This is a genomic window from Kamptonema formosum PCC 10802, assembly GCF_000332335.1.
Lineage (GTDB): Bacteria > Cyanobacteriota > Cyanobacteriia > Cyanobacteriales > Oscillatoriaceae > Oscillatoria.
Genome location: NZ_KB235948.1, coordinates 2,690,834 through 2,713,771 on the forward strand (window position 1 = coordinate 2,690,834; position 22,938 = coordinate 2,713,771).

17 protein-coding genes and 1 pseudogene are annotated in these 22,938 nt (G+C 53.3%); 11 read left to right on the forward strand and 7 right to left on the reverse strand.

The window, feature by feature from the left end:
• Nucleotides 1-208: 208 nt before the first annotated feature.
• Nucleotides 209-814, reverse strand: a complete 606-nt coding sequence (locus tag OSC10802_RS39745; RefSeq protein WP_017716916.1) for a hypothetical protein — start codon at nt 812-814, stop codon at nt 209-211.
• Nucleotides 815-923: 109 nt separating this feature from the next.
• On the opposite strand from OSC10802_RS39745, the gene OSC10802_RS39750 reads away from it, so the two are divergent.
• The 3 genes from OSC10802_RS39750 (at nt 924) to OSC10802_RS0111515 (ending at nt 1,909) form a co-directional block, all read left to right on the forward strand.
• Nucleotides 924-1,148: a hypothetical protein gene (locus OSC10802_RS39750; protein WP_017716917.1), complete on the forward strand. Its 225-nt coding sequence runs from the start codon at nt 924-926 to the stop codon at nt 1,146-1,148.
• Nucleotides 1,149-1,280: 132 nt separating this feature from the next.
• Nucleotides 1,281-1,571, forward strand: coding sequence for a nucleotidyltransferase family protein (locus OSC10802_RS0111510; protein WP_017716918.1), 291 nt, complete (start codon nt 1,281-1,283; stop codon nt 1,569-1,571).
• The gene (locus OSC10802_RS0111515) at nt 1,568-1,909 is read left to right on the forward strand and encodes a HepT-like ribonuclease domain-containing protein (protein WP_017716919.1); all 342 of its coding nucleotides are present in this window, start codon (nt 1,568-1,570) and stop codon (nt 1,907-1,909) included. Before OSC10802_RS0111510 ends, OSC10802_RS0111515 begins: the two co-directional genes overlap by 4 nt.
• A 94-nt stretch (nt 1,910-2,003) precedes the next feature.
• Here the strand turns inward: OSC10802_RS0111515 and OSC10802_RS0111520 are convergent, their stop codons facing one another.
• Entirely contained in the window at nt 2,004-3,002 is a 999-nt protein-coding gene (locus tag OSC10802_RS0111520) for an aldo/keto reductase (RefSeq protein ID WP_026098386.1), read from the reverse strand.
• A 344-nt stretch (nt 3,003-3,346) separates the two neighbouring features.
• Here OSC10802_RS0111520 and OSC10802_RS0111525 point away from each other — a divergent pair, with 344 nt between their 5' ends.
• Nucleotides 3,347-4,165: an SDR family oxidoreductase gene (locus OSC10802_RS0111525; protein ID WP_017716921.1), complete on the forward strand. Its 819-nt coding sequence runs from the start codon at nt 3,347-3,349 to the stop codon at nt 4,163-4,165.
• Nucleotides 4,166-4,239: 74 nt separating this feature from the next.
• The gene (locus OSC10802_RS49530; protein ID WP_155967583.1) at nt 4,240-4,434 is read left to right on the forward strand and encodes a hypothetical protein; all 195 of its coding nucleotides are present in this window, start codon (nt 4,240-4,242) and stop codon (nt 4,432-4,434) included.
• Nucleotides 4,435-4,819: 385 nt separating this feature from the next.
• Here OSC10802_RS49530 and OSC10802_RS46150 read toward each other — a convergent pair.
• Nucleotides 4,820-5,825 (reverse strand): annotated as a pseudogene (locus OSC10802_RS46150) (IS4 family transposase).
• Between the two features lie 88 nt (nt 5,826-5,913).
• On the opposite strand from OSC10802_RS46150, the gene OSC10802_RS55555 reads away from it, so the two are divergent.
• Nucleotides 5,914-6,039: a hypothetical protein gene (locus OSC10802_RS55555; RefSeq protein ID WP_017716924.1), complete on the forward strand. Its 126-nt coding sequence runs from the start codon at nt 5,914-5,916 to the stop codon at nt 6,037-6,039.
• A gap of 124 nt (nt 6,040-6,163) precedes the next feature.
• On the opposite strand, the gene OSC10802_RS0111550 is transcribed toward OSC10802_RS55555, so the two are convergent.
• Nucleotides 6,164-6,772: a hypothetical protein gene (locus tag OSC10802_RS0111550; protein ID WP_017716925.1), complete on the reverse strand. Its 609-nt coding sequence runs from the start codon at nt 6,770-6,772 to the stop codon at nt 6,164-6,166.
• A gap of 553 nt (nt 6,773-7,325) precedes the next feature.
• Here OSC10802_RS0111550 and OSC10802_RS0111555 point away from each other — a divergent pair.
• Both OSC10802_RS0111555 and OSC10802_RS0111560 read left to right on the forward strand, forming a co-directional pair.
• A complete protein-coding gene (locus OSC10802_RS0111555) occupies nt 7,326-8,249 on the forward strand; it encodes a DUF2382 domain-containing protein (protein WP_017716926.1) in 924 nt (307 codons plus the stop codon).
• A gap of 102 nt (nt 8,250-8,351) precedes the next feature.
• Nucleotides 8,352-9,314, forward strand: coding sequence for an S-layer homology domain-containing protein (locus OSC10802_RS0111560; protein WP_017716927.1), 963 nt, complete (start codon nt 8,352-8,354; stop codon nt 9,312-9,314).
• Nucleotides 9,315-9,517: 203 nt separating this feature from the next.
• On the opposite strand, the gene OSC10802_RS0111565 is transcribed toward OSC10802_RS0111560, so the two are convergent.
• From OSC10802_RS0111565 to surE, 3 genes are all read right to left on the reverse strand, one after another.
• A complete protein-coding gene (locus OSC10802_RS0111565) occupies nt 9,518-12,193 on the reverse strand; it encodes a C2 family cysteine protease (RefSeq protein ID WP_017716928.1) in 2,676 nt (891 codons plus the stop codon).
• 183 nt (nt 12,194-12,376) lie between these two features.
• Nucleotides 12,377-13,312, reverse strand: coding sequence for an NAD-dependent epimerase/dehydratase family protein (locus OSC10802_RS0111570; protein ID WP_026098387.1), 936 nt, complete (start codon nt 13,310-13,312; stop codon nt 12,377-12,379).
• A 261-nt stretch (nt 13,313-13,573) separates the two neighbouring features.
• Complete coding sequence (surE, locus tag OSC10802_RS0111575; RefSeq protein ID WP_017716930.1) at nt 13,574-14,245, reverse strand: 5'/3'-nucleotidase SurE; 672 nt, start codon at nt 14,243-14,245, stop codon at nt 13,574-13,576.
• Between the two features lie 188 nt (nt 14,246-14,433).
• On the opposite strand from surE, the gene OSC10802_RS39770 reads away from it, so the two are divergent.
• From OSC10802_RS39770 to OSC10802_RS39785, 3 genes are all read left to right on the forward strand, one after another.
• On the forward strand, nt 14,434-18,594 hold the full coding sequence (locus OSC10802_RS39770; protein WP_052334302.1) for an FHA domain-containing protein: 4,161 nt from the start codon (nt 14,434-14,436) through the stop codon (nt 18,592-18,594).
• A gap of 355 nt (nt 18,595-18,949) precedes the next feature.
• The gene (locus tag OSC10802_RS44275) at nt 18,950-21,196 is read left to right on the forward strand and encodes a HEAT repeat domain-containing protein (RefSeq protein WP_017716932.1); all 2,247 of its coding nucleotides are present in this window, start codon (nt 18,950-18,952) and stop codon (nt 21,194-21,196) included.
• Between the two features lie 51 nt (nt 21,197-21,247).
• Nucleotides 21,248-22,900 (forward strand): HEAT repeat domain-containing protein, encoded by a 1,653-nt coding sequence (locus OSC10802_RS39785; protein WP_017716933.1) that lies wholly within the window; start codon nt 21,248-21,250, stop codon nt 22,898-22,900.
• Nucleotides 22,901-22,938 lie beyond the last annotated feature (38 nt).

Below are 22,938 nucleotides of genomic sequence, written 5' to 3' on the forward strand. Positions count from 1 at the left end.
GCGCCTATGCGCCGCAACAGCCGGCTGCCGCGCAAATTGCGAGAACTTCGGGTTTTGGCGCTCAGAACAAAATCGAGTCAGCTTTGACGACTGCCTCCACCGGGTCTAGGTCATCGGTGTCGATGAATTTGATGGCCTTGTCTTCCAGCTGCATTACTTGCATTGCCTGCCGGATGGTGTAGCCTTCCCGCAGCGCTGCGCTCCGTTTTCAGTGATTCTGCTCGCGGAGCTTGCTGGCCTTCGCTCCAAATAGCAATAGGTTAATTTTCTCCGAGGCGTTGACGTACATCCACTGCTTGCGGTTGTCCGATAGCTCTGGATGACGCGCGATATAGTCCTTGATGGCGTCGGTGAATTCGCGGCGGATAATTTTGCCCTCGTTCCGCAGCTCGATGCGCCGGTTGCGCTCCTCCTCAGTGCGGTCTATGCCGAACTGGGCGTCGGCGCGGCGCTCGATGGACTCGGCGGCACAAGCTCCAAGAAGGCGAGCGGCTATCACATTTCCTGCAACTGCCTCCTTTGTCCAATAAGCAGCAGCTAGGTCAATAGGGATGGCGTTGATGCGAGTGCCCCCTCGTCCTTGATGGTCTTTGTCAACAGGGATTTTGACGGGCGTATAACCCTTGTATGGCAAGGCTTCCGGGCTATTTGACTTGCAGAATTGACGGACGTTAAGCTCGCCTTTTCCTACCGCTTCAGCTACCTGGGTCTGACTCAGACGATACTGGCCATCTTCCAAGAGGAATACTTCCAAGGGGATATTGCCCAATTGAATAACGGTGCGCTTGGCGCGGGCTGGATTAGAATTATTCATGCTTTGCCTCCTTTTTAGGCAGGGCCGGCGAGCGCTACTGTTATACGCAGTGCGTTCGCACTAAACTATTATTAGTGTACAATAATAAAAGCGTTGCTGAAAAAGAACTATGGGAAAAAGAGGAAAGCCCGATATCTGGGATGAGGTCAAGCGTCACGTTGCGGTGGCGCTGACACCAACCGGGGTGCGGGGGCTGGATGCGGTGGCTGCTCAAATGAACCTGAGCCGGTCGGAACTGATAGAGCGCATAGGGCGCGGGTTTCTCAAGGTGGTGAGGAATGAGGGGGCTGAGGTGGACTCTGTGACAAGCCGGTGCGATGCCGGTGACAGGTGATGGCGGGCGGTGAGAGGAAAGCCGGCGCAATCTTCGTCTCTTCGCCCAGGTGAGGAGAAGCCGGCATCTTACCTTTGTTATATGATTATTTGGTGGATTGCATGGTAGCGCCGGTGGGGCGGCTGTTTTACAATGGGAATTGACGAATTGCTTAAAAGTCGCCGCGAGGAAATTTTGCAAGTTGCGGTAAAGCACGGGGCTTATAACGTGCGGATTTTTGGGTCTGTAGCGCGGGGTGAAGCAGGCGCGGACAGTGACATCGATTTTTTGGTCGAACTCGAACCGCAGCGGACTTTGCTAGATTATATTGCTTTAATTCAAGCGCTGGAAGCGTTGCTGGGGCGCAAAATTGATGTTGCAGAGCCGGAAACCCTGCACGAGTGCATCCGAGAGCAAGTGTTGCGGGAGGCAGTGCCGTTATGAAGGGCGACCGCCTTTACTTGAGCAATATTAAAGAGTGTATCGAGCGGATTGAATCTTACACGCGCGAGGGACGAGATGCGTTCATGCAGACACCGATGATTCAAGATGCGGTGATTCGGAATTTTGAAATTATCGGGGAAGCGACAAAGCGATTGTCTGCGGAGTTGAGAGCGTCTCATCCAGAGGTGCAGTGGCAGCAGATAGCCGGGTTCCGAGACGTGCTGATTCACGATTATTTGAGGGTAAACTTGAATCGAGTTTGGGGGATTGTCGAGCAGAATTTGACGGAATTAAAACAGGTGGTAGACGCGATTTTGCGCGACTTGGATGGAGAGTAATCGGGGGGGGAGGTTATCCTCGTTACCATGCGGAGCCTGGTAACGAGGGGAATCATGCAGACTGCTGTTGATGGCGACATCACCCTGCAGTGTCTCAACTCTTTTCGCTATCTAACATTGCCATCTGACCGGGATCATAGCGATCGCCAGCGACAGCATCAGGCGGAACCGCCGCCTCAATGCGCGCGAGATCCGCATCTGCAAGGCGCACATCCAGAGCGCCGAGGGCTTCCTGCAGCCGGTTGCGCCGGCGAGCACCGATGAGCGGGATGATGTCCTCCCCCCGTGACAGGACCCAAGCAATCGCCACTTGCGCCACACTGGCATTTTTCTCTTCCGCAATCGTGCGAATCGCTTCAACCAGCGACAAGTTATGCTCCAGATTATCGCCGGTGAAACGCGGCAAATGACGGCGAAAATCCTGCGCCGTTTCCGAGCGTTCCTTTGACCAGTGCCCGCTTAACAAACCCCGTGAAAGTACGCCATAAGCTGTAACTGCAATACCCAATTCACGGACTGTTGGGAGAATTTCAGCCTCAATGCCACGGCTGAGGAGCGAGTATTCAATCTGAAGCCAAGTAATAGGATAGACAGCGTTCGCGCGCCGAATTGTATCCGCACCGGCTTCCGACAGACCGATATACCGGACATACCCAGCTCGCACCATTTCGCCAATCGCCCCGACGGTATCCTCAACCGGCACTGCTGGGTCGATCCGAGCCGGCTGGTAGAGGTCAATATAATCGGTTCCCAGACGCTGCAGCGTATAGGCGAGTGAGGTTTTTACCGCAGCCGGACGAGCGTCAAAACCGATGAAACTGCCATTAGGAGAGCGCAGCGCACCGAATTTCACTGCAATGAAAACATCTTCCCGCCGCCTCCCTGCTAGCGCCTCCCGCAGCAGAAGTTCATTATGCCCCATTCCATAAAAATCGCCAGTATCGAGCAAGGTGATGCCGGCATTGAGAGCCGCGTGAATCGTTGCGACGCTCTCCTCGCGGTCAGCCGGTCCATAAAAATCCGACATCCCCATACATCCCAGACCGAGCGCCGGCACAGGTGGGCCGTTTTTTCCGAGCTGACGCATCAACATAGTGACTTCTCCAACGAGCGTGTGCTGGCGAAACTAACATAGATTAATATTAACCCAAGTTGCTACTTAAGGAGGCAGAGCCTCCTTTCTTGGCGTTCCCAGGCGGAGCCTGGGAACGAGGGGAACGAGGGGAAGGATCTAAATAAACCCGCCCCGGCACAGCCCAACACCAGATACCTATTACCTGTAGGGGCGGGGCAAGCCCGAAACTTTCTGTACAGGAAAGGATCTAAATAAACCCGCCCCGGCACAGCCCGACACTCTCTAAAGATTGTAGCATCTCAACGTTATTGATACAGGAAGCTGTAAACTGTATTGAGGCGATATAGTTCAAGGAGGAATCTGTGTCCGAGCGGGTGTTAGTTGTGGGAGCCACCGGCGGTGCTGGGCAGTTAACGGTTGCGAAATTGCTGGAGAAGGGCTTTTTGGTGCGGGTGCTGGCGCGCAGTGCCGGCAAAGCTCGGCAAATGTTTGGCGAGCGCGTGGAAGTCTCTGTGGGAGACATCCGCCAGCCAGAAACGCTGCCACCGGCTATGGTTGATATTGATTTTATCATCTGCACCACCGGCACGACAGCTTTTCCTTCCGCTCGGTGGGAGTTTGACATTCCGCCGCAATTGAGCGGACTGCAACGCTTGCAAGAATGGGGAAAGATTTATCTGGATGCCGCTTACCGCAATGCCAAAGCCAAGAATAGCCCGCAAAAAGTTGATGCGGAAGGAGTCCGCAACCTCGCTGCTGCGGCTCCTCGCTCTTTGCAGCGATTTGTGTTAGTTTCCTCCTGCGGCATTGAGCGCAAAGACAAGCCGCCTTATAGCGTGCTGAATGCCTGTGGCGTACTCGACGCCAAGCAGAAAGGGGAGTCAGCGGTGCGCTCTGGGGGCTTTCCTTATACTATCATAAGACCGGGCCGGCTGATTGATGGCCCTTACACGTCTTACGATTTGAATACGCTGCTGAAGGCGACAACCGGCGGAAAGCTGGGAATTGCCCTCGGCACGGGGGACAAGTTAACTGGACAGACGAGCCGGATTGACGTAGCGGCGGCTTGTGTGGAATGTTTAAAGGTGCCGGTGACAGCCGGAAAAGTGTTTGAAATCATCAGCCAAGGAACGCGCCCGCCGGCGCTCGACTGGGCAGCACTGTTCGCCCAGATAGATTAGTTCTCCCACTCCCTTTGTGGGAGAAGAGATATTCAAAAGTGCGGGGTTGTGTGAGGTGATTGAGGAGAACAAAGGTGAGCGAAGAATCAGAAGTAATTATACTAGCGGTAATGTGCGTGTTGCTAGTGCTGCACTGCGCAATCGGGCTGGCGGCAGCTCAGGTGGCGAAGCGCAAGGGGTTGAATTTTAGCCGGTGGCTGACTTGGGGCTTAATTGGCGGCACTCCCGCTCTGGTTGCAGCCCTTTTGAGCCAGGAGAAACAGCAGTAGGAAGGCAGCGCTAAAAACCCTGGCGATTGAAATCGCGGCTATACAAACAAAGTCCGCCTGCGCGGACTTTTTGAAAGCCGGTGCTAGCTATAAGGTGCGTTTCCTTTGGGAACGCACCCTCCCAGCTATATGTAGGGGCGGGAGAATTCTTTTTAAGGGGAGGTTTTTTGGAGGTTTCGTTGGGAGCGTGCCAATTTGGGATTGTCGCAGAAAAGGTGCCGGTCACACAAACTTTCGCCGGCAAATGCACAAGCTGGCGGGAGGGAAACTCAATATCGCACCTCGGGCTGATGTCTGGAGAATCCTGTCTCTGGTCACAAGTGTTGAATTCTGTCACAAAACTTTACATTTTAGCTTACATTTATCCTGCCCTGAGTAAAAATGCTTACCCAGAGAGAAGTCGTTCTATCCAGTGGACATAGCTGATTTCTTGACACATACAACATTGAAGATAGCGGAGTTTATCTAGTAGCGTAGTCCCCCATTATTTAGGAATATCTACTATCTTTAATATCAGGTAAGCTATCAGCGAAACATAAATTTGTTTGTATAGCTATACTATTTACATTTTTAGTAATCAGCTTGTCCAACTTAAGGTGCATTTTAAGAAACTTCCATAGCAACTCTATGTGCCACCTATATTTGTAGATTTCCATAAGCTCTTCATCGGAGACTTCGGCCCGCTCCAAATTGGTTACCAATCTATACTCAGCAAGCTTTTCAAGATCGCAAAAGTTAACAACTCTATATATTCCTGAGTCCTTGCCTGTCCCAACTAGAAACTGCCCCTTATTTTCAGAAAATTGAAGTTTGTAGTTGTTAGGTATGCGCAAGACAAAATACTTGTTTGACTGCTGGGCGAGCCGTAAAAATTTTAAACTAGAAAAGCCCCGAGCCATTACCCCTAAACCGTTTAGGGGCAAACTAGCTAACATCTCTTTTCCATATCTGTAGTCAGAGTCGTATCCAAAATTTATTAAGTTTTCTTCTGGAACTCCTGTGGTTAAATTTAAGGAGCTAACAAGCTTAACTTGGGAGTATTCTTGCAGCAATAGCAATTTAATTGTTAGAGTAATGACAGTTTAATCAATAGGATACATCTCATATTTTTGGAGGTTTTTTTGACGGCAAATTTCCTCATTAAGTTGTTGATAAAGTTTCAAAAATGGCTCTTGACTTTTGGACGCATTAGCTTTGGAGAAAGTTGAAATATCTAGCTCATAGCCAGTTCTATTTAGTCGCTTGAATATATCTCTCATACTGGTCAAGCTTTTATCCATTGCATAGCTCAACCCTATGGACATAAACAAGCTGGTGTTAAGGACAGGATAATCATTTTTAGGCAAAGAAGCCAAACGATTTTGGACAATCTTAGAGAATGAGTTGAGCACAGGTTATTAACAGGATTGATTTGACAGTAGCCCAAAGCATAGCACGTTTTGGGCGCTTTTTTTATGTCGAATTATTAAGATTAAACACTTGTGGTCTCTGGTTGCGTTCTGGAGTTCTGTTGACCTGAAGTTGATGGGTGGTGCCGTTTACCTGTGGCACCGAAAAATCGAGCAGCCACCGGCTGCCGGCAATGCTCAGGCAGCTGATGGCTGAGAGGTGATTGGTGATTGGTTTTATGTTATCTTTCTGTCTGAATTAATAATTGAGCTTTTCAATTAAGTGAGGACGCCGGCAGCACCTTGACCTGTGGGGCAAGGAGTACCCTACTTAATTGAGTTCAGGTGTGAGCGTGCGGTTTCCTGGCTCCTAAAGAGGCTCCAATCAGGGATGCTATTAAACCCAGTAACGAGCCGAATATAAATCCCCAAGCAGCCTGTGCCGAATTGCGAGCGATGTTGCGAGCTTGAACGGCATCTATATTGGGGGCGTTCAGGTCAGCACCTCCGGGAACTTGTGCCGGGTTGAGGATCTCCCCAGCATTGGAGGCGACAACACCAAAAGCGCCCGACACTCCACTGGCGAGCAGCCAAGCACTAACGGCGAGCGTAGTCGCCCAGAGAATTGCGCCATTGAGCATGGCTGTTTTACTGTTCATCGGGCCACAGGTGCGGGCCATCACCCAACTGCCGAGAAATAGGGCAATTAGCAAACTGATGATTGACCAAATCCCCAACCCCGTACCAACGGCACGCGCATCCGAACCGGCGGCACCGACACTCAACCCGATAGCAGCCCCTAAAGCACTCAAAATCAATTGCGTGCTGATGGCAACGACGATTCCTGCAAAAATCGGCCCCCACCGCACGCGATCGTGGTAGTCAACTACCGCCGCATTGACTACAGGCGGCTGCGCGATATGGTTGGCTGTTCGCTCTGCATATGACATAAACGTTTCAGTCCTTACGCTGTTGTTTTTCTTCCAATAAGACTCACAAAGTGGCTCAAATCCTTAAGTATTAATCGTAAGTAATATTTCTGCTTGCTGTATCTACCCCTGGTTAGAACACCCGCTCCGCCCTCTGAATATTTATTTATGTTTCAATCTATGACGATTTGTGAAGCAACCCGGAGATTTTGTCCGAAGAGTGCTAAGCTATTGCGCATAGAATTTGCACGCTGACATCTCTATCCTCTCGTTCCCAGGCTCTGCCTGGGAACGCTGTCCTGGAGGCTCTGCCTCCTTCGGGCACACAGGAAGATTAAAAGCCTAACAGCTTAGTTCTGACTGTCTCTGGAGCTATTTTGTGGGAAAATGAACCGCTGATTGGCAGAGGTTGACGATTTTTTCCGAAAATTTTGAACGTCGAACATTTCATGGTAGCACAAAAAATAAATTTTGACATACAGCTTAACGAATCAGTCGCAAGAAGGAAGACTCAAGGTCTGGCGCTATCTAGAGTAGAGGATACATAGATGCAGGCAAATCAGGAGAGAATAGCATGGCGCTCTACAAACTGGAGGATTATAATCCCAACTACCGCCAAGAAGCTTTTAATGGCGAGGACATCAAGGAGTTTGATGTTTATGCGGGGGCAAACAACGAGAAGATTGGCTCCGTTCACGACGCGCTAGTTGATGAGACAGGTCGTTTCCGCTATCTGGTGATTGACACCGGCTTCTGGATTTTTGGCAAAAAGGTCTTGCTGCCAATCGGGCGCTGCCGTATTGATGCGGACAACCGGCGGGTTTACGCCACAGGACTTGCGAGCAAAAAGCAAGCTGAAGATTTACCGGAATACGACGAGCGGATGACGGTTGATTACGATTACGAAGAGCGAGTGCGGGGCGTTTATCGCACGCCAACGGCAGAAGAATCAGCCCCTGTGGAGACGACAGCGCCGGTGGAAGCAGTAGGAGTTCCGGGAGTGGCGACTCAACCTGTTCTGCCTCGCCGCGACTCTGATGACCGAGATACCTACACTTACGAGCGAGAGCCGGCACTCTACCAGACAAACGAACACGACCATCAAAAGCTCAGACTCTACGAAGAGCGGCTGGTTGCAAACAAAAACCGTCACAAGACTGGGGAAGTCGCAGTTGGCAAGCGGGTGGAAACCGAAACCGCACGGGTTTCGGTTCCTGTAGAGAAAGAGCGAGTGGTTGTGGAGCACTCGACCGCCAGCTCAGAAACGCCGGTCACTCCTGGCGATCGTGACTTCCGTGAGGGCGAAGTGGCTCGAATTGAAGTCTACGAAGAGACGGCTGATATCCACAAGCAAGCCTTTGTGCGGGAAGAAGTCAGCGTCAGGAAAGAAACCGATCGGGATACGATTGAAACCACAGATCGAGTTCGTCGCGAAAAATTAGATGTTAAGACTGAAGGGCATCCAGCTGTGGACGACCGGCATCTCACGGATCGCTGACTGACTTCGCTGCCGGTTTGAGGTTTTGAGTTTAGCAGCCGCTCAGCTTTCGCCGGCTGCTAATCTCGCTTATGAGTTAATGGCAAAAGGAGGGGATTTGTGATGACTTATCGATTTGGCTGGCTGCCGGCGATGGCAGCAGGGCTGGCTCTAAACACCTGTGCCGGTGCGGCTATTTTTTGGGGAACAGATGCGCGAGTTTCAGCTCAACAGGCGTTTCCTGATGTCAAGCCCGACTACTGGGCCAGCCCGTTTATTCAATCCCTAGCCGAAAGAGGCATTATTGTTGGGTATCTGGACGGAACATTTCGACCGGATCAGCCCGTAGATCGCGACGAGTTTGCGGCCCTGATCCGCAAAGCATTCGAGCGAGAAAAGGTGAGGGAAATTCCTAGTGGGAGTGTCTTTAACGATGTTCCTGATAACTACTGGGCAGCCGCTCCCATCGAGGAAGCGTATGAAACAGGTTTTATGAATGCCTGCACCGGCAACTTGTTTTGCCCGCAAAAGCCAATCCCAAGAGTTGAGGCATTAGCTTCCTTAACCAAGGGACTGAACATGTCTTACCAGCCTTATCCCTCAATAGCAGATCGAGCTCCCGCAACTCCTGTGACGGCCAGCCGAGCGAATCGGCGTCGGGTTCCCAAGTATCGCATAGCGTTTCCAGTGGCGATGACGTCCATGATCCCGCCCGGATTAGTGGCCCAGCGGGCCAGTAAGAAGCGCGCTAGCAGGGACTCACAGCCGGTAGCAACGGTTCAGAATGTGCCGGCGCAAGTTTCGGCATTAAATTTTCTCCAATCCCACTATGCTGATGCCGACCAGATTCCTCGAGATGCCATAGAGCCGGTGGCAGCCGCCACACAAGCCAAGATTGTCGTCAACTATCCGGTGGTGGAATATATCAATCCTGACCAGTATCTCAAGCGGGGTACGGCGGCGGCGATGGTTTATCAAGCTTTGGTAAAACAAGGCAGGTTGAAACCCCTTCCTGACAGTATGGCGGCCTCTCGGTACGTCGTTGCCGGCTCGTCCCAAAACTCAGCTCCCCGAGCTTCTAAATAAGTTCTGAGATTCCCATTCTTATGGATTGGCCTCGCCCTCACCCCGCAGCGTTAAGAACTGCCGCACGATCGTTAATAGCGCACCCTACTTAGATATAGCGGTTCTCAGTTGGATGAACTGCGTCCAGAAAACCCGGTTTCTTTAAGAAACCGGGTTTTTCAGTCCCTCTCAAAGGATGAGAGACGCTAGATATGAAGGCTCCCTCAAACGATAGTGCCGTCGGAAAAGAATATCTGGAACTGCTCAAACGACAGGTCAATAAACCCATCGTTATTCCTGTCCCTGGAACCTGCCGGCCCATCTACGCCCCAGGGATTAAACACGACAATCCGCTCAGCGTCTGAGTCAGTCACATAAACATCCGTAACTGCATACGGGTGATTTGCCACTATCAAACCGGCTGAACTAGCGGCACTTTCTCTGTCAGTAGAGGCCGCTACAAACCGGCCCGCATCAAACGCTTGGCTTATCCGCTCAAACGTGAAGTCCGCAAAGGTGCCGGTGGCGCGGCTATCTCCATCCCTAAACACATCCGCATTGCGGGAAGTCAGCTGGGAGAGCGCCTCAGAAACATCACCCCCCCGGCTAATCAATTCATAGCCATTTGTCGCGTCACCTTTTTGCCACTGCTGCCACGCTGCGTAAGCTTTTTCCAGCAGCGCTATCCAAATGGGCCGGTTATTCGGGTTGCTGGGAACCTCCAGATTTTTGTCCTTAGCGCCGTATATCTCGCCGGCATACACTGCCACATCCTGATTCACTGTCACCCACTGCTCAGCGCCGTTTTCGTAGAAGCGCACGCCGTAGGTCCCGTCGCCGTTATCAAAGATCCCACCGGCAATCGCCTCACTCGATTTTCCTGGATTGTTCCCCGCCACCGGCCTGAACGTTGCGGCAACCGCCGCAATCAAAAAGCTGTCCGCAAACTGATTTTGACTCACCTGCGCAATTTGCGGCACATTTTCGCTGCCATACAGCGGTCCTGTTAGCCGCTGAAGCTCCAAGTTGAAAACCCTGGAATCCCCACTGCCGTCTGTCGCCGTGTACGAAGGATTGTAAGGCTGGACAATCCCGCGAAACCAGCGGTCAACAATCTCCTTGAACGAATCTATTTTTACGGTTCCTAGACTGTTCGCTATCTTGCCCGCATCCTGAATAACCTGTTCCGAAATAAACGCTACATAGGGCGGCAAATCAAACTGCTTCTGATTCCCCACTAAGGCTTTAAAATCTTGCAACTCGGCTGCTGTGATGATATCATTGTCTGTCGATCTGTCAAATATCTGCAACATGTCGTTGCGGCTTAATTGCCCATCTGCCGACAGCGTGAGGGCGTCTGTTCGCACTTCTTCATCTTGCAAGCTGTTCAAGTCGAGGGTTGGGTCTGGCAGCGGTGTCGAAACCAGACGGGCGTTCAAAGTGTAACTTCCTGTGGCGTCTTCATTAAAGCTAGTCACGCGCACGATGTACTCAGTTCCCGCATCTGCAGTGAAGGTCACGGCGGAGTTGAGGTCGCCCCGCGCCCGACCGAAATCTTTGCTTTCCGCCACCGGCATGCCGGTGAGGGCGTCTATCACTTGCAGATAAGTTTCAAACTGACTCGAAGTGGCTCTAATTTGCACAATTTGATCCGCAGGAACGCCTGTCAGCCGGTAGTCATCGCTGTAGGTTCCGGGACGTGTGGGGTTGTGCAAGTCCGTGGTGGCGAGGGAGTTGCTGAGGGAGGAGGAGACGGCGAGGGAAGCAACGATGGGGCTGGAGGCATCTGCCGTAAGGGTGAAATTGCCGGTGCCGGCAATTTTTGCCGGATCGCTCGTCACGCGAATTGCATATCGCACGCCTTCTTGTGCGGTAAAGTTGAGTGAGGAATTGCTGTCGCTGCCGGTGGGGATGGCTTCTCCGGTGAGGGCGTCCACCAGTTCCAGGCGGGGGCTGAATTCGGTGGAGGTGAGGGTGACTTCTACCTGCTGACCGGCTGTTACCTCATCCAGGATGTAGTCTTTGGCGAAAGTCCCCTCTTGCAGGGGGTTAACTTTGTCTTGAAACGACAAACTGCCATTAATGGTATCATCGCCAAGGATGAAGTCAGTCGCTTCAGCGCCGGTTAAGAAGCTGCCGTTTTTTAGGGTGCGGCGCGGCTCCCTGATTCCAGTGGTAATATAGTGTTTGTAGGCTCCCTCGAAGTTGAAACCGGCTGCCTGCAAGTCAGGGCTTGACTCTAAGTACGATCTGACATTAAAATTTTCTGTGGAGGCGCGTCCTTCGTTAATGCCGGTGCTTTCAAAGTGTTCTAGCAGCTGCAGGTTGTTGAGGCGGGCAGCCCGCAAGTCGGGATTGGCATTCCGGTAAAACTGAACATCAAACGCTGGGGAAAAGGGACGACTTTCCGCCAGACCGTAGTTTTCCAGGTGCTCTAACAGCTGCCGTCCTTTCACACCGGCAGCCAGCAAGTCTGGATTCTTGGCGAGATAGTAATTGGGGTCGAAGAAGGGGGATAATTTGCGCTGTTCCGCTAAGCCGGATAGCAGCAGGTGGTCGTAGGCTTGCTCCTGGTTGCCCTGAAAGGCTTGCTGTAAATCGGGGTTGGCTTCTAAATAATATTCTAAATCGATAAAGGGGGAAAATTTGCGCCCTTCCCGCAAGCCATAGTTTTGCAAGTGCTCGAAGAGCTGTTTGTTGGTGGTCAAGCCGGCAGCTTTCAGGTCAGGGTTGGCTTGCCGGTAGAAGTTGAGGTTGATGAGCGGGGAGAAGGGACGCCCTTCGTTGAGGCCAAACTGCTGGAAGTGAAGCCGCAGTTGTTGGTCAGCTGTCAGACCGGCTGCTGCTAAGTCTGGGTTGGCTTGCCGGTAGTAATTGACATCGAATAAGTCTTTGGCCACAGGTTGTTGCTGCTCGATTAGGGAGTTATGTAATATTATTTTAACGTGCCGGTGGTGAGTCGTAGTCGTAGCGTTACGGAGTAACGCTACTGGGAACGAGGGGATAGACGGAATATCAAGAAAGCAGGTTTCTTTAAGATTCGCTTTCTTTGGGTGCGTGCCGGTTTAGCACGCACCTGAATTCTAAAGGGATGAGAGGATTTCGTCGTCCGTGGACAAGTCCACTTCGGCGCTGTCCCGACCGGCAGCCAGGTAATCGTTCTCGAATGAGTCTTTCAGCCCAGAAACCAGGTCAAATTCTGGTGTCCAGTTCAGTTCAGTCATGGCTTTGCCGACACCGGCAAAGAAGTGCTGCACTCGCATCGGGAAAGCTTTGCGCTTGCCGAAATCAAATTTTTTGGGATCGTAATGCACGATTTGCACTGATTCAGGGGATTTGCCGGCGGCGGCGGCGCAGGCGCGGGCTAATCCGTCGAAGGTGACGTAGCGCTCGCCAGATATATTATATATCTGACCGATTGCTTTTTCATTGCCGAGTGCGGCGGCCATCGCACCGGCCAAGTCTTTGCAGTGACCCAGCTGCGTGAAGTGCAGTCCGTTTCCGGGGATGGGAATCGGGCGATCGCGGACGATGCGGTCGAAAAACCACGCTTCTAAATCGTTGTAGTTTTGAGGGCCATAGATATACGTCGGGCGAATGGCAGTAAAGGGCAATCCCTGTTCTGCTAAGTAAGCTTCCGTTTCGTATTTGCCCTTATGCCGGCTTTTCGGGTCAACCGGATCGCCCTCAATATGGGGCATCTGGTCAGATTTCTGGTAGACGCCGGCGGAACTCATATATATAAAGTGCCGCACCCGACCTTTAAATATCTCTGCCAGGGGTTGGGTGTCGCTCAGTTCGCGGCCATTGTTGTCATAAATGGCGTCAAATTCTTCCCCAGCTAACTTTTCTTTCAGTTGGGCGGCGTCGGTGCGGTCGCCGTGAATTTGCTTGACTCCTTCTACGGGTGCCGGCTTGTTGCCGCGATTGAAGAGCACCACGTCGTGCCCTCGCTCGATCAGGATTTTTGTCAGATACACCCCGATAAACCGAGTGCCGCCCATCATTAAGATTCGCATTTTTCTTCTCCCTCTCTCTTGGCCGGTAGAGGCCACTATCTTGCAGTTTGCCCTTAGCTATATTATATCAGATCCGGTGGCTTTTGGTGTGGCAGATAGGAGCGGTATCGCTCATATCCTTCCCTGTGTGGGGGCGGGTTTATAAATATTCTCGGCTTTTCCGATAAATTGCTGGCGAACCCGCGCCTACAAGCCTTTATATACAAAAGCGATCGGACATGATATCACACCTTGTCGGGGCGGCGGGATGCCGGCCCTTTGCTAAAGTTTCAGCTGAGTCACGGCAATTTTACCAGAAAAGCAGACATCCACATCGGTGCCGGCTGCCCGCCGGCGTTTGGCGTATTCTCCCACATAGTAATATTCATCGCCCTCAACTCGGTAATTCACCGGCAGCGGTTCGGTGCACGCCGGGCAAAACACCACCTCTGGATCGGGTTCTCCTGGCAGCAGATGAGGCAAATTCACATTCCAGAACGTTCCCGCTTCCAGGGGGCGGGTGAGTAAATCTGCTAGCACACCGGCAGTCCACCGCGCCGCGAGATCCCAGTCAACAAGTCGGCTTTTGCGGTAGTGGGAAATGGCGACTCCCCCAATCCCGTGCAGCGCCGCTTCCCGCGCCGCCGCGACGGTTCCTGAAATGTAGATATCCGCCCCCAGATTGCCACCGGCATTGATGCCAGACAGCACCCATTTGACATCCGGGCAGAGATGTGTTATTGCCAGGCGGGTGCAGTCGGCGGGGGTGCCGGCAACGGCATACTCGGTGGCTGAGCGCTGGTGGACGCGGATCAGCGAGGTGGTGACTCGATGGCCACATCCCGACCACTCCTCTTTGGGCGCGACGAGGATGCCGGTGCCGTTGAGGGCTTTGTGCAGCGCCCGAATGCCAGGGGCGTCGATGCCGTCGTCGTTGGTTAATATTAGTGTCATCTGTCGTTCTGTCAGTCAATCCTAGATCGCAGCACCAACTTTCCAGCATATCTTCAATTCGCCGGCGCTGCACGCCACCCCGCCCAACATGTTAATTTTTGTTACAATCCGGTTCGCTGTTCGTTTATATGAGAGAAGATAAGAAATTAATTGGCTGTAATATCAGGTGCGAACCAGGAGAAGGACTGATGTATGTTTACGCTACGCCTGAGTGCAAACGAAAGGCAAAGCAGTACAATGTAGAGGACGTGGTTGACAAACTTTGTGAGGAGGAGAACCCCCTGTCGCGCTTCAGGAGGTTCTCTCATGTCTACTTAAAAAAGACAGTGGACAGAAATCTCAGACTGATTGCCAAGCTCGTCGAAACCTCGGAGCGCGAGCCGGTGCTGTGCTTGCTCGATATTCTCAAACGCGGGGATGCAGAATATGAAAAAGACTTCTGCTTTGAACCAGAAAGCTTTGGCGAGAATCGTTTAGAGCCTTTGCTGGAGATAGAACAGCTGCGGGAGTGGCTGAATGAACAGCAAAATTTGCCAGAGGTTTCGGAGAGCCAAGCCCAGCGGATTCCAGAGGAGTTACGTCTTTGGCTAGAGCGGCCAGAGTGGGGGCTGGAGGCCCAAGAACTTGTCATCTGTGAGAGCGAGGAATGGGTTCGCCGGTTCAAGCTAGACACAATCAAACTGGACTGGTATTTCTACTGGGAGATTGTTTTCAAGCTCATTGAAAATACCAGCAGTGAGAGCCAGGAATTGGCCGAGGAGGAAACTGAGTGGCGGGGAGTGAAGCTGTGCGGAAATACCGACGGGCGGTATGTGCTGTTCAGCCGGATAGAAACGGCGGAAACAGCGGACACAGCGGCGCGAAAAGTCATCTTTCTGCTGGCTCCATTTAATCGCAAACCCGCGCCAAAAGAAATAGAAGAAGTGCGGCGGGGAACCAATATTTTCCCATTAGATAGCAGCCTGCTGTCGGGAGCGTTAGCGCTGAAAGACTTGGCCCCCTATGCCCGACGTTCCTATCCGGGCTATATGCTTTACGATAAGGAAAGCTGGCGTGAAATAGAGTGCGATGATGAGGCAAATATAGCTCTCTCAGCTGAAGAGGAGCAAATTCTACTGTCGGTGTCAGCGCCGGGGAACAAATCCCTGCCAATCTTTATTAATGGACGAGCCGGCAGCGGCAAGTCTACCATTCTATTTTACCTGTTTGCCGACTATTGCGCTCGCCACCAGGAGTATTGCCAACAGCAGGGAAAAAGCTTCGGTGAGACACCCCACCCCCTGTTCCTCACTTACAGTAAAAGCCTGCTAGAGATCGCTCAGAAGGTGGTGGGCCGGATTGTCGCGTCCCATCACAAGTTTGTGGCGAAAAGGACGGAAGAGAGCCAGAAACTTTCTGCTGAGAACTTGCAGCCACTTTTCAAGACATTTCGGGATTTTATCCTAGACCTGCTTCCGCCAGACGAGCGCGATCGCTTCCAGCCAGAGAAGGAAATTTCATTCTATCACTTCCGGGAGCTCTACAAGAAGTGCAAGCTGCCAGAAGCGAAAGATAAAGATTGCCCTCCCGAACTCTGCTGGCACATCATCAAAACCTTCATCAAAGGGTACGATCTCGACGAGGAAGTAGACCCGGAATACTACCGGTCGTTTGTGCCCAGAAGAGAGCGCACTGTAGATCCGGAGCTGTTCAAAAAGATTTACAAAACCATTTGGGAGAGGTGGTACAAAAATCTGACAGCGGCGGATAGCGAAGGCTACTGGGACGATCAGGACTTGGTGAGAAAAGTTCTAGAATCCGGGAGTTACCCTCACGACTACACCGCCATCTTCTGCGACGAAGCTCAGGACTTCACGAGTTTGGAGCTCAAGCTAATCCGACAGCTGTCAGTTTTCTCCCAGTATGACTTTGGATACCAGCCGGTGCCCAGTTTGCCCTTTGCATTTGCCGGCGATCCGTTCCAAACCTTAAACCCGACGGGATTTCGCTGGGAAAGAGTTGGGTCTTCTTTCTATAGCGAAGTAATCGCCAACCCGATCGGTGGCAAGAAGCTGGATCTCGAAATGAACTTTCAGCAGCTAGAATTAAACTACCGCTCCAGTCGCCCCATCGTCCGGCTCACCAATTTGATACAGCTGTGGCGCTGCGTTCGCTTTGGGCTAGACGACCTCAAACCCCAGAAACCCTGGCAGAATAAAGACAGTTCCCTGGAGCCGCAAAAGTTCATATTGGGCGAAAACCTCTCCCTGGAAAAGCTGAAAGCCCACATTCAAAAGAAGCCCATCTTTATTATACCTTGTGAGGCGGGCGGCGAAATCGACTACATCCGCAATGACGAGGTTCTGCACGAGATATTCCCGGACGTGACAGAGGAGAATCCGCCTGAGAACCTGTACAGCGCTATCAAAGCAAAGGGACTGGAGTTCCCTCTGGTTGTCCTCTATAAGTTTGGAGACGAGCTTCACAAAAGATACAGCCACAAGGTGGTTTGGGATAGTGCCGGCGAGCGCTCAGACCATTTAGTGGGGCTGGAATACTTTTTCAACAAGCTGTATGTGGCTGCCAGCCGCGCGATGTCAGACTTGTTTGTGATAGACTCAAAAGAAGGAGATCGCATGCTTTGGCAGTACGCCGGCGGCTCCGAGATAGAGCGATTCCTGCAGCTGGCTAGCGGTGGCGCAAACTGGAAAGACCTTGTGGGAACCCTCGCCCTTGGCGAAGATATAGCAGCGCTAGATAAAGATAACCGGCAGTCTCAAGCTGAGCAGTTGAAAAAGCGGGGGATGCAGGAAAAAGACCCGCAAGACTTGCGAGCCGCCGGTAAATTCTACAGAGCGCTTGGGTGTGCAGAAGAAGCCAAACGCTGCGCTGCGTCCGCCTTGAAATTCGACCGGCAATACAGGGAAGCCGGTCAGCTTTTCCTGGAACTCGGCGAACAAAAGCTGGCTTGGGAATGCTTCTGGGATGGACTGTGCTGGCAAAATTTGCTAGAATGGCACTTGGGAGATCCTGAGGGCAAGAGAGAATACCGCCCCCTGGTTGAGTTCATGGCTGAAACCCCAAAAACCCAAGAGGGGATTAACGATTTTACAGAATTCCTGGAAACCCTTGAACTCGAACAGCTCAAAGAGAATCGCAAGCGCCAGCAATGGCAGAAAGCCGTGGGAGAGTATGCGGGTCTAATCCAAGGTTTGACGATCTTCCAGCAAGTTCACCAGCCAAACTGGCAGCGGTTTGGGGACATCGTAGAAAAGTTGGCAGAGGCTCGCTATAGTGGAATGCGCGAGCTAGCGGGAGACTGTTTCTTCCGCACCGGCACCCGCGAGAACCTGGAACGCGCTGTGGAGTGCTGGGAGACTTGCGGCGCAACGCAAAAGCGCGAGTATTACTTGGCTAAAGCTGAGTTAAGTAAACTTCTTCCAGAGCGCCTGGAATATTTGGAAAAGGCAAAGGATTTCCAGCGCCTGCTGGGAGAGTGGGAGCGTGCCGGCAAACCAGTCACCCCGCTGTGGTCAAAATATGTTGAGCCGATTCTGGACAGCCAGAAGCGTTACGCGGATCTGGCTGAGTGTTTAATTCGCGGGAATCAGTGGCTCAAAGCCATAGAAGTGCTGGAAAAACACCCAGAAACCGCAAGTTTGGGCTTTTATGTCGTGCGGGAGCTGGCTGGATCGAACCTAGCGGCAGAGAATTTTCTGGAGGATATGTGCCGGCGCTACGAGAGATTCATCAGCACCCATGTCCTCGCCAATCCCAACTGGCTGCAGCACGTTTCGGCGCAGGATGTGGGAGCCGCACTGGAGAAAACGGGAGAGCTGGTGGCCACCTTAAAGTTTTACGAGGGATTCACTGAAAGCCGCGACCAAACCCTGAAACAGTTGGCGCGTCAGCGATGGCTGAAGAACAAGATAAAGCAGGCGGATTACCACCAGAATAAAGGAGAAACGAACAGATCGGAAGAAATCCGGGCGGAAATTTTACGCAAGGCAAATGAGTGGCGAATTTCGACCGCCCGACTGATTTGCCGGCACGCCGGTGCGCCGGTGCGAGAATTTTTCCTGGATGGCAGCAGCCGGTACAGAATTGGGCGCTTCAGTTCGGAAGCCGGTCGCGACGATATCATCGACCTGCAAAAATTCCCGCAAGGCGAGTATATCTCCCGCAGTCACGCTGAAATTTATCAAGAGGGCGGGGAGTGGAAAGTCTTAGATACAGGATCGCGCGCAGGGGTGTTCATTCAGCGTGCCGGTCAGGAGCGCCGGCATGCTAAAGTTGATGTGCCGGAAATTATAAAAGCCGGTGATGAGGTTGTTTTTGCCACTATTCCCTTCCTGTTTCAAACACCTTGAAACCGGGCGGATAAGCGGGGAGCCCTAGCTGGACATTCCTGCGATGAAGAACCCCACCCCCCAACCCCCTCCCCGCACGCGGGGAGGGGGAGCAACAGGGGATGACCCTCGTTCCCCGGTCCCTCAGGGGAGATGCCCAAAAGGAGGCTGCGGATATATCTCGTAGGACAGGCGTCGCGCTTGCGCGCCGAAGGACGCTAACGCCTGTGCCAATCTGTCCCCGTTTCCTTGAGAGCGAGCGAGATGACATTTTTCCCTGCAGCTGTTAATATACTGCAGAGTGCGAGAAAATGGAAACAAAACGTTTCCCCGCCAAACCACACAGAAGCTAAGTTAAACCACCCAGTTTAGCCCAATGACGCCTCTAGATTACACCGCAGAAACCCTCCCCGAACAACTCCCCCAGCTGAGTGACGAGCAGCTGAAACGGGAGTATTTGAATTTCCTGAAATGGACAGGACCCCTAGCGCAGATGTTGGCGCGTGCCGGTTCGCAAGACCAAGCGCTGCGAGCGGTAAAATTAGCCCTAGAAGTGGACTGGCAGCTGGGGGCAAAGCTAGCAGGAGCCGTCAAACCGGAATTTCAGGCGAAAACAGTAGAGCGAGTGGCTAATTTAGACATTCCCCAACACCTGAAGCTGAGACTGTTAGGACTCACCGGCTCTGACAGCGCTATCTCGCCCGTGGAGCAAGCCTTGAGCGCAGAAGACTACGATCTTCGCTCCAGCGCTGTCGAGGCATTAGGCAAAATTGGATCGGAGGCGGCGGCTCGCCGGCTGCTGCAAGTTTTGGACGCCGAAAACTCCGGAATTCGCCAGAGCGCTTTCGAGGGGCTAGGGGAAATTGCCTCGCCAGCAACAGAGCCGCTATTGCTGCTCGCCCTCAACGACGAAGACGTAGCAATCAGCGCACTGCTAGCGCTGGTGAAAATCAGCCCAGAAGCCGGCGCAACCGGATTGCGGCAAGTGTTAAACCATCAAACTGAGCCGGTTCGCGAAGAGGCGAAAAACCTCTTAATCGGCGGCGAAGAAATCAGCTCGCCGGCGTGGGTGGCGGCACTCGTGCGAGCCCTGAGAGATAGGGATTCTGCAGTTCGCATTTATGGGGCGACGGGGCTGCACGAAATCGGCTACACCTTGCGGAGAACCGGCAGCTCACCTGCAGTGGAATCCCTGATTGAAGCTTTGGGCGACGAAAACCCAGAAGTTCGCCGGTGGGCGGCTGCAGCCTTAGGGCGAATTGGCACCCAAACCGCAGTGCCGGCGCTCATAGAAGCCCTCAGCGATGAAAACCCCAAAGTTCGCAACTCCGCTGCTAGTGCGCTGTACGAAACCGGCTCCCCAGCTGCCGCGCCGGCGCTCACCCAAGCCCTCAACGATACCGAGCGGTTGGTGCGCGCTTCCGCAGCAGAAGCCCTCGGCAAAATTGGCTCCGAATCAGCCGTACCCGATCTCGTGCGAGCCCTAAATGATGAAAACCATACCGTTCGCGAGAGCGCAGCTTCTGGCTTGGGAAAAATCGGCACACAAGCTGCAGTCGAGGCGCTGATTCAAGCCCTCAGCGATCGAAACCCTCACGTTCGCGCCAGCGCTGCAGTAGCCTTAGGAGAAACCGGCTGTGAGGCTGCAGTGCCGGCACTCTTAGAAGCCCTGAAAGACAGGGACTCGCAAGTTCGCGACAGCGCTGCAGTGGCATTAGGAAACATCGGCTCCTCAGAAGCAGTGCCGGCGCTCGTGCAAACCTTACTCGACGATATGTATATCGATTCTGGATACGATTTTAAAGTTCGTTCCGAAGCCGCCAAAGCCCTAGGGAAAATCGGCTCCGAAACCGCAGTGGCAGAACTCGTGCAAGCCCTGAACAACCCAGATGCTTTAGTTCGCGAAATCGCTGCCTATGCCTTGAGGAAAACCGCCACACTCGCTGCAGCGCCGGCACTCCTGCAAGCGCTGAAAGATGAAGACTACCACGTTCGCGCCAGCGCTGCAGTCGCCTTGGGGAATATCGGCTCCGAAACCGCCGTGCCGGCGCTGATTGCAGCCTTCAGAGACGAAAAATGGATGGTTCGGGAAGACGCCGCCGAAGCCGTGGGGAAAATCGGCGCTAAATCCGCCGTGCCGGCACTGCAGAAACTTTTGAATGAAGAGTCCCCCGAACTTCGCCGCAAGGCGGCTGAAGCCTTAGGGAAAATCGGTTCCGCAACAGCACTTCCCGCCCTGCTGGAAGCGCTGAGCGACGAACACTATAAGGTGCGCCAGGAAGCCGCCGAAGCCTTAGAAAAAATCGGCACCTCAGCCGCTGTAGAAAGCCTCCTGAAAGCGTTGAGCCACCCCAATTCCAGGGTGCGCTGGAAAGCTGCCGAAGCCCTGGGCGAAGTCAGGTCGCTCGCCGCCGTGCCGGCACTGCTGAAAGCCCTCAGAGATGACGACTCTGATGTTTGCCGCAGCGCTGCAAAAGCCCTAGGTAAAATCGGCAGCCCTGAAGCTCTGCCCAGTCTTTCCCCACTCCTGCGGAGTGAAAACCGATTTGTAATTTCCGCCGCCCTCGATGCCATCTCTGCGATTCAAGAGCGTTGCGGTTATTACAATAAGGCACTTTTATGAACCGCCAAGACGCCAAGAGCGCCAAGTTTTAGAAGGGGGAGCATCTATCCGATGAAATCTCAAAATTATCTTGACAAAAACGCCCGGAAACTGCTAGAATGTCTGGCAAGTGGAAATCGCCTGAGTCGCCGGCGCGCCGCCCGCGCCTTAGCGCAAATCCCCACAGACGCAGCTGTTACCGGGCTGCTGGGAGCGCTCAACGATTCAGACTGGGAGATTCGCGGTTTGGCGGCGTGGGCGCTCGGGCAAATCCGCACCGGCACTGCCATGACCGGCTTGCGGCAAGCCCTCAGCCACCCAGACCCGACCGTTCGCCAGTGGGCGGTTTGGGCGCTGGGGGAAACCGGCACCGGCGCGGCAATTTCTGTCGTGCTGGAAGCCCTCCAGCATGAAGACTTTGAAGTTCGCTGGCGGGCAGCTTCCGCACTGGGAAAAACCGGCAATTCTGACTATATTTCCCCCCTGCAGTCAGCCCTCAGCGATCGGGAGCTAGAAGTTCGCGGAAAAGCCGCTGCAGCCTTAGGAAAAATCGGCTCTCCCACCGCAGTTGCGGCGCTGCTGGGAGCCCTCACGGATGACGATTGCGTTCGCTGGAAAGCCGCTTCTGCCTTAGCGGCAATGGGCTCAGAGGAGGCTGTCGCTGGGTTGCTGCAACAGCTCAGCCATCAGGACTCTGAGATTCGCGGAGTTGCTATCTGGGCGCTAGGAAAAATTGGCTCTCCGCCGGCTATTGCCGGTTTGCTGCGCGCCCTCAACAGTGGGGATTCCTCTGAGCGCACAAAAGCCGCTGAAGCCTTAGGGGAAACCGGCAGTGAAGTGGCAATTTCCGCCCTGCTGGGAGCCCTCAGCGATGCGGACTTTTATGTTCGCTGGAGAGCGGTTTCTGCCTTAGGACAAATTGGCTCGCCGGCGGCAATTTCCGGACTGCTGGGAGCCCTCGAAGATGAAACCTCCTCAGTTCGCGGCTCAGCCGCTACCGCCTTAGGCAAAATTGGCTCAGAGTCAGCCATTCCCGCACTCGCGCGAGCCCTCGACGATGACAGTTCGTCTGTTTGCCAGAGAGCCGGTGAAGCGTTGCAAAAAATCGGAACCCCAGCCGCACTCGCCGCACTGCAGCCAAATTCTGTTGAAGCTGGCAGCAGCGCCCAAGAAGAACAAGAAACCTCCCCTGAAACTATTATAGCAGAAGTTCAGAGCGATAAACTGCCCAAACTCTTCATCACCGGCTGTGCGGAAGCAGGCGCTCGCATCCTCTGCAAAATAAGAGGGCCATTCATCAAACATCTCATTTCGATTGGCAGCCCTGGCGCACCGCTCCCCCACGGGTACAGCCAAGTCCCCCACCGGCTGCGGCTGGAATTTAACGACATCCACGCGCCAGACAGCGACCCGGAATTAGTTCTGCCCACCGTTCAAGATATACTCAAAGTAATAGACTTCGCATCCTCAGTTTCGCAGTTCGGCGGGCACCTGCTCATCCACTGCCAAGCCGGCATCAGCCGCTCCTCAGCAGTAGCCTTAACAGTTTGCGCCCACATCCTGGGTGCCGGGAAAGAAAAAGAAGCCGTGGATTACATCCTAGCCGCCCGACCTCAAGCCCTCCCTAACTGGTGGATAGTAGAATTAGCAGATGAAGCCTTGAATCGAGATGGCCGGTTAGTGCGAGCCCTTGAAACCTCAGGCATCTATCCAGGGAGAAACTAATATCCAACCTCTTGGCGTCTTGGCGTCTTGGCGGTTCC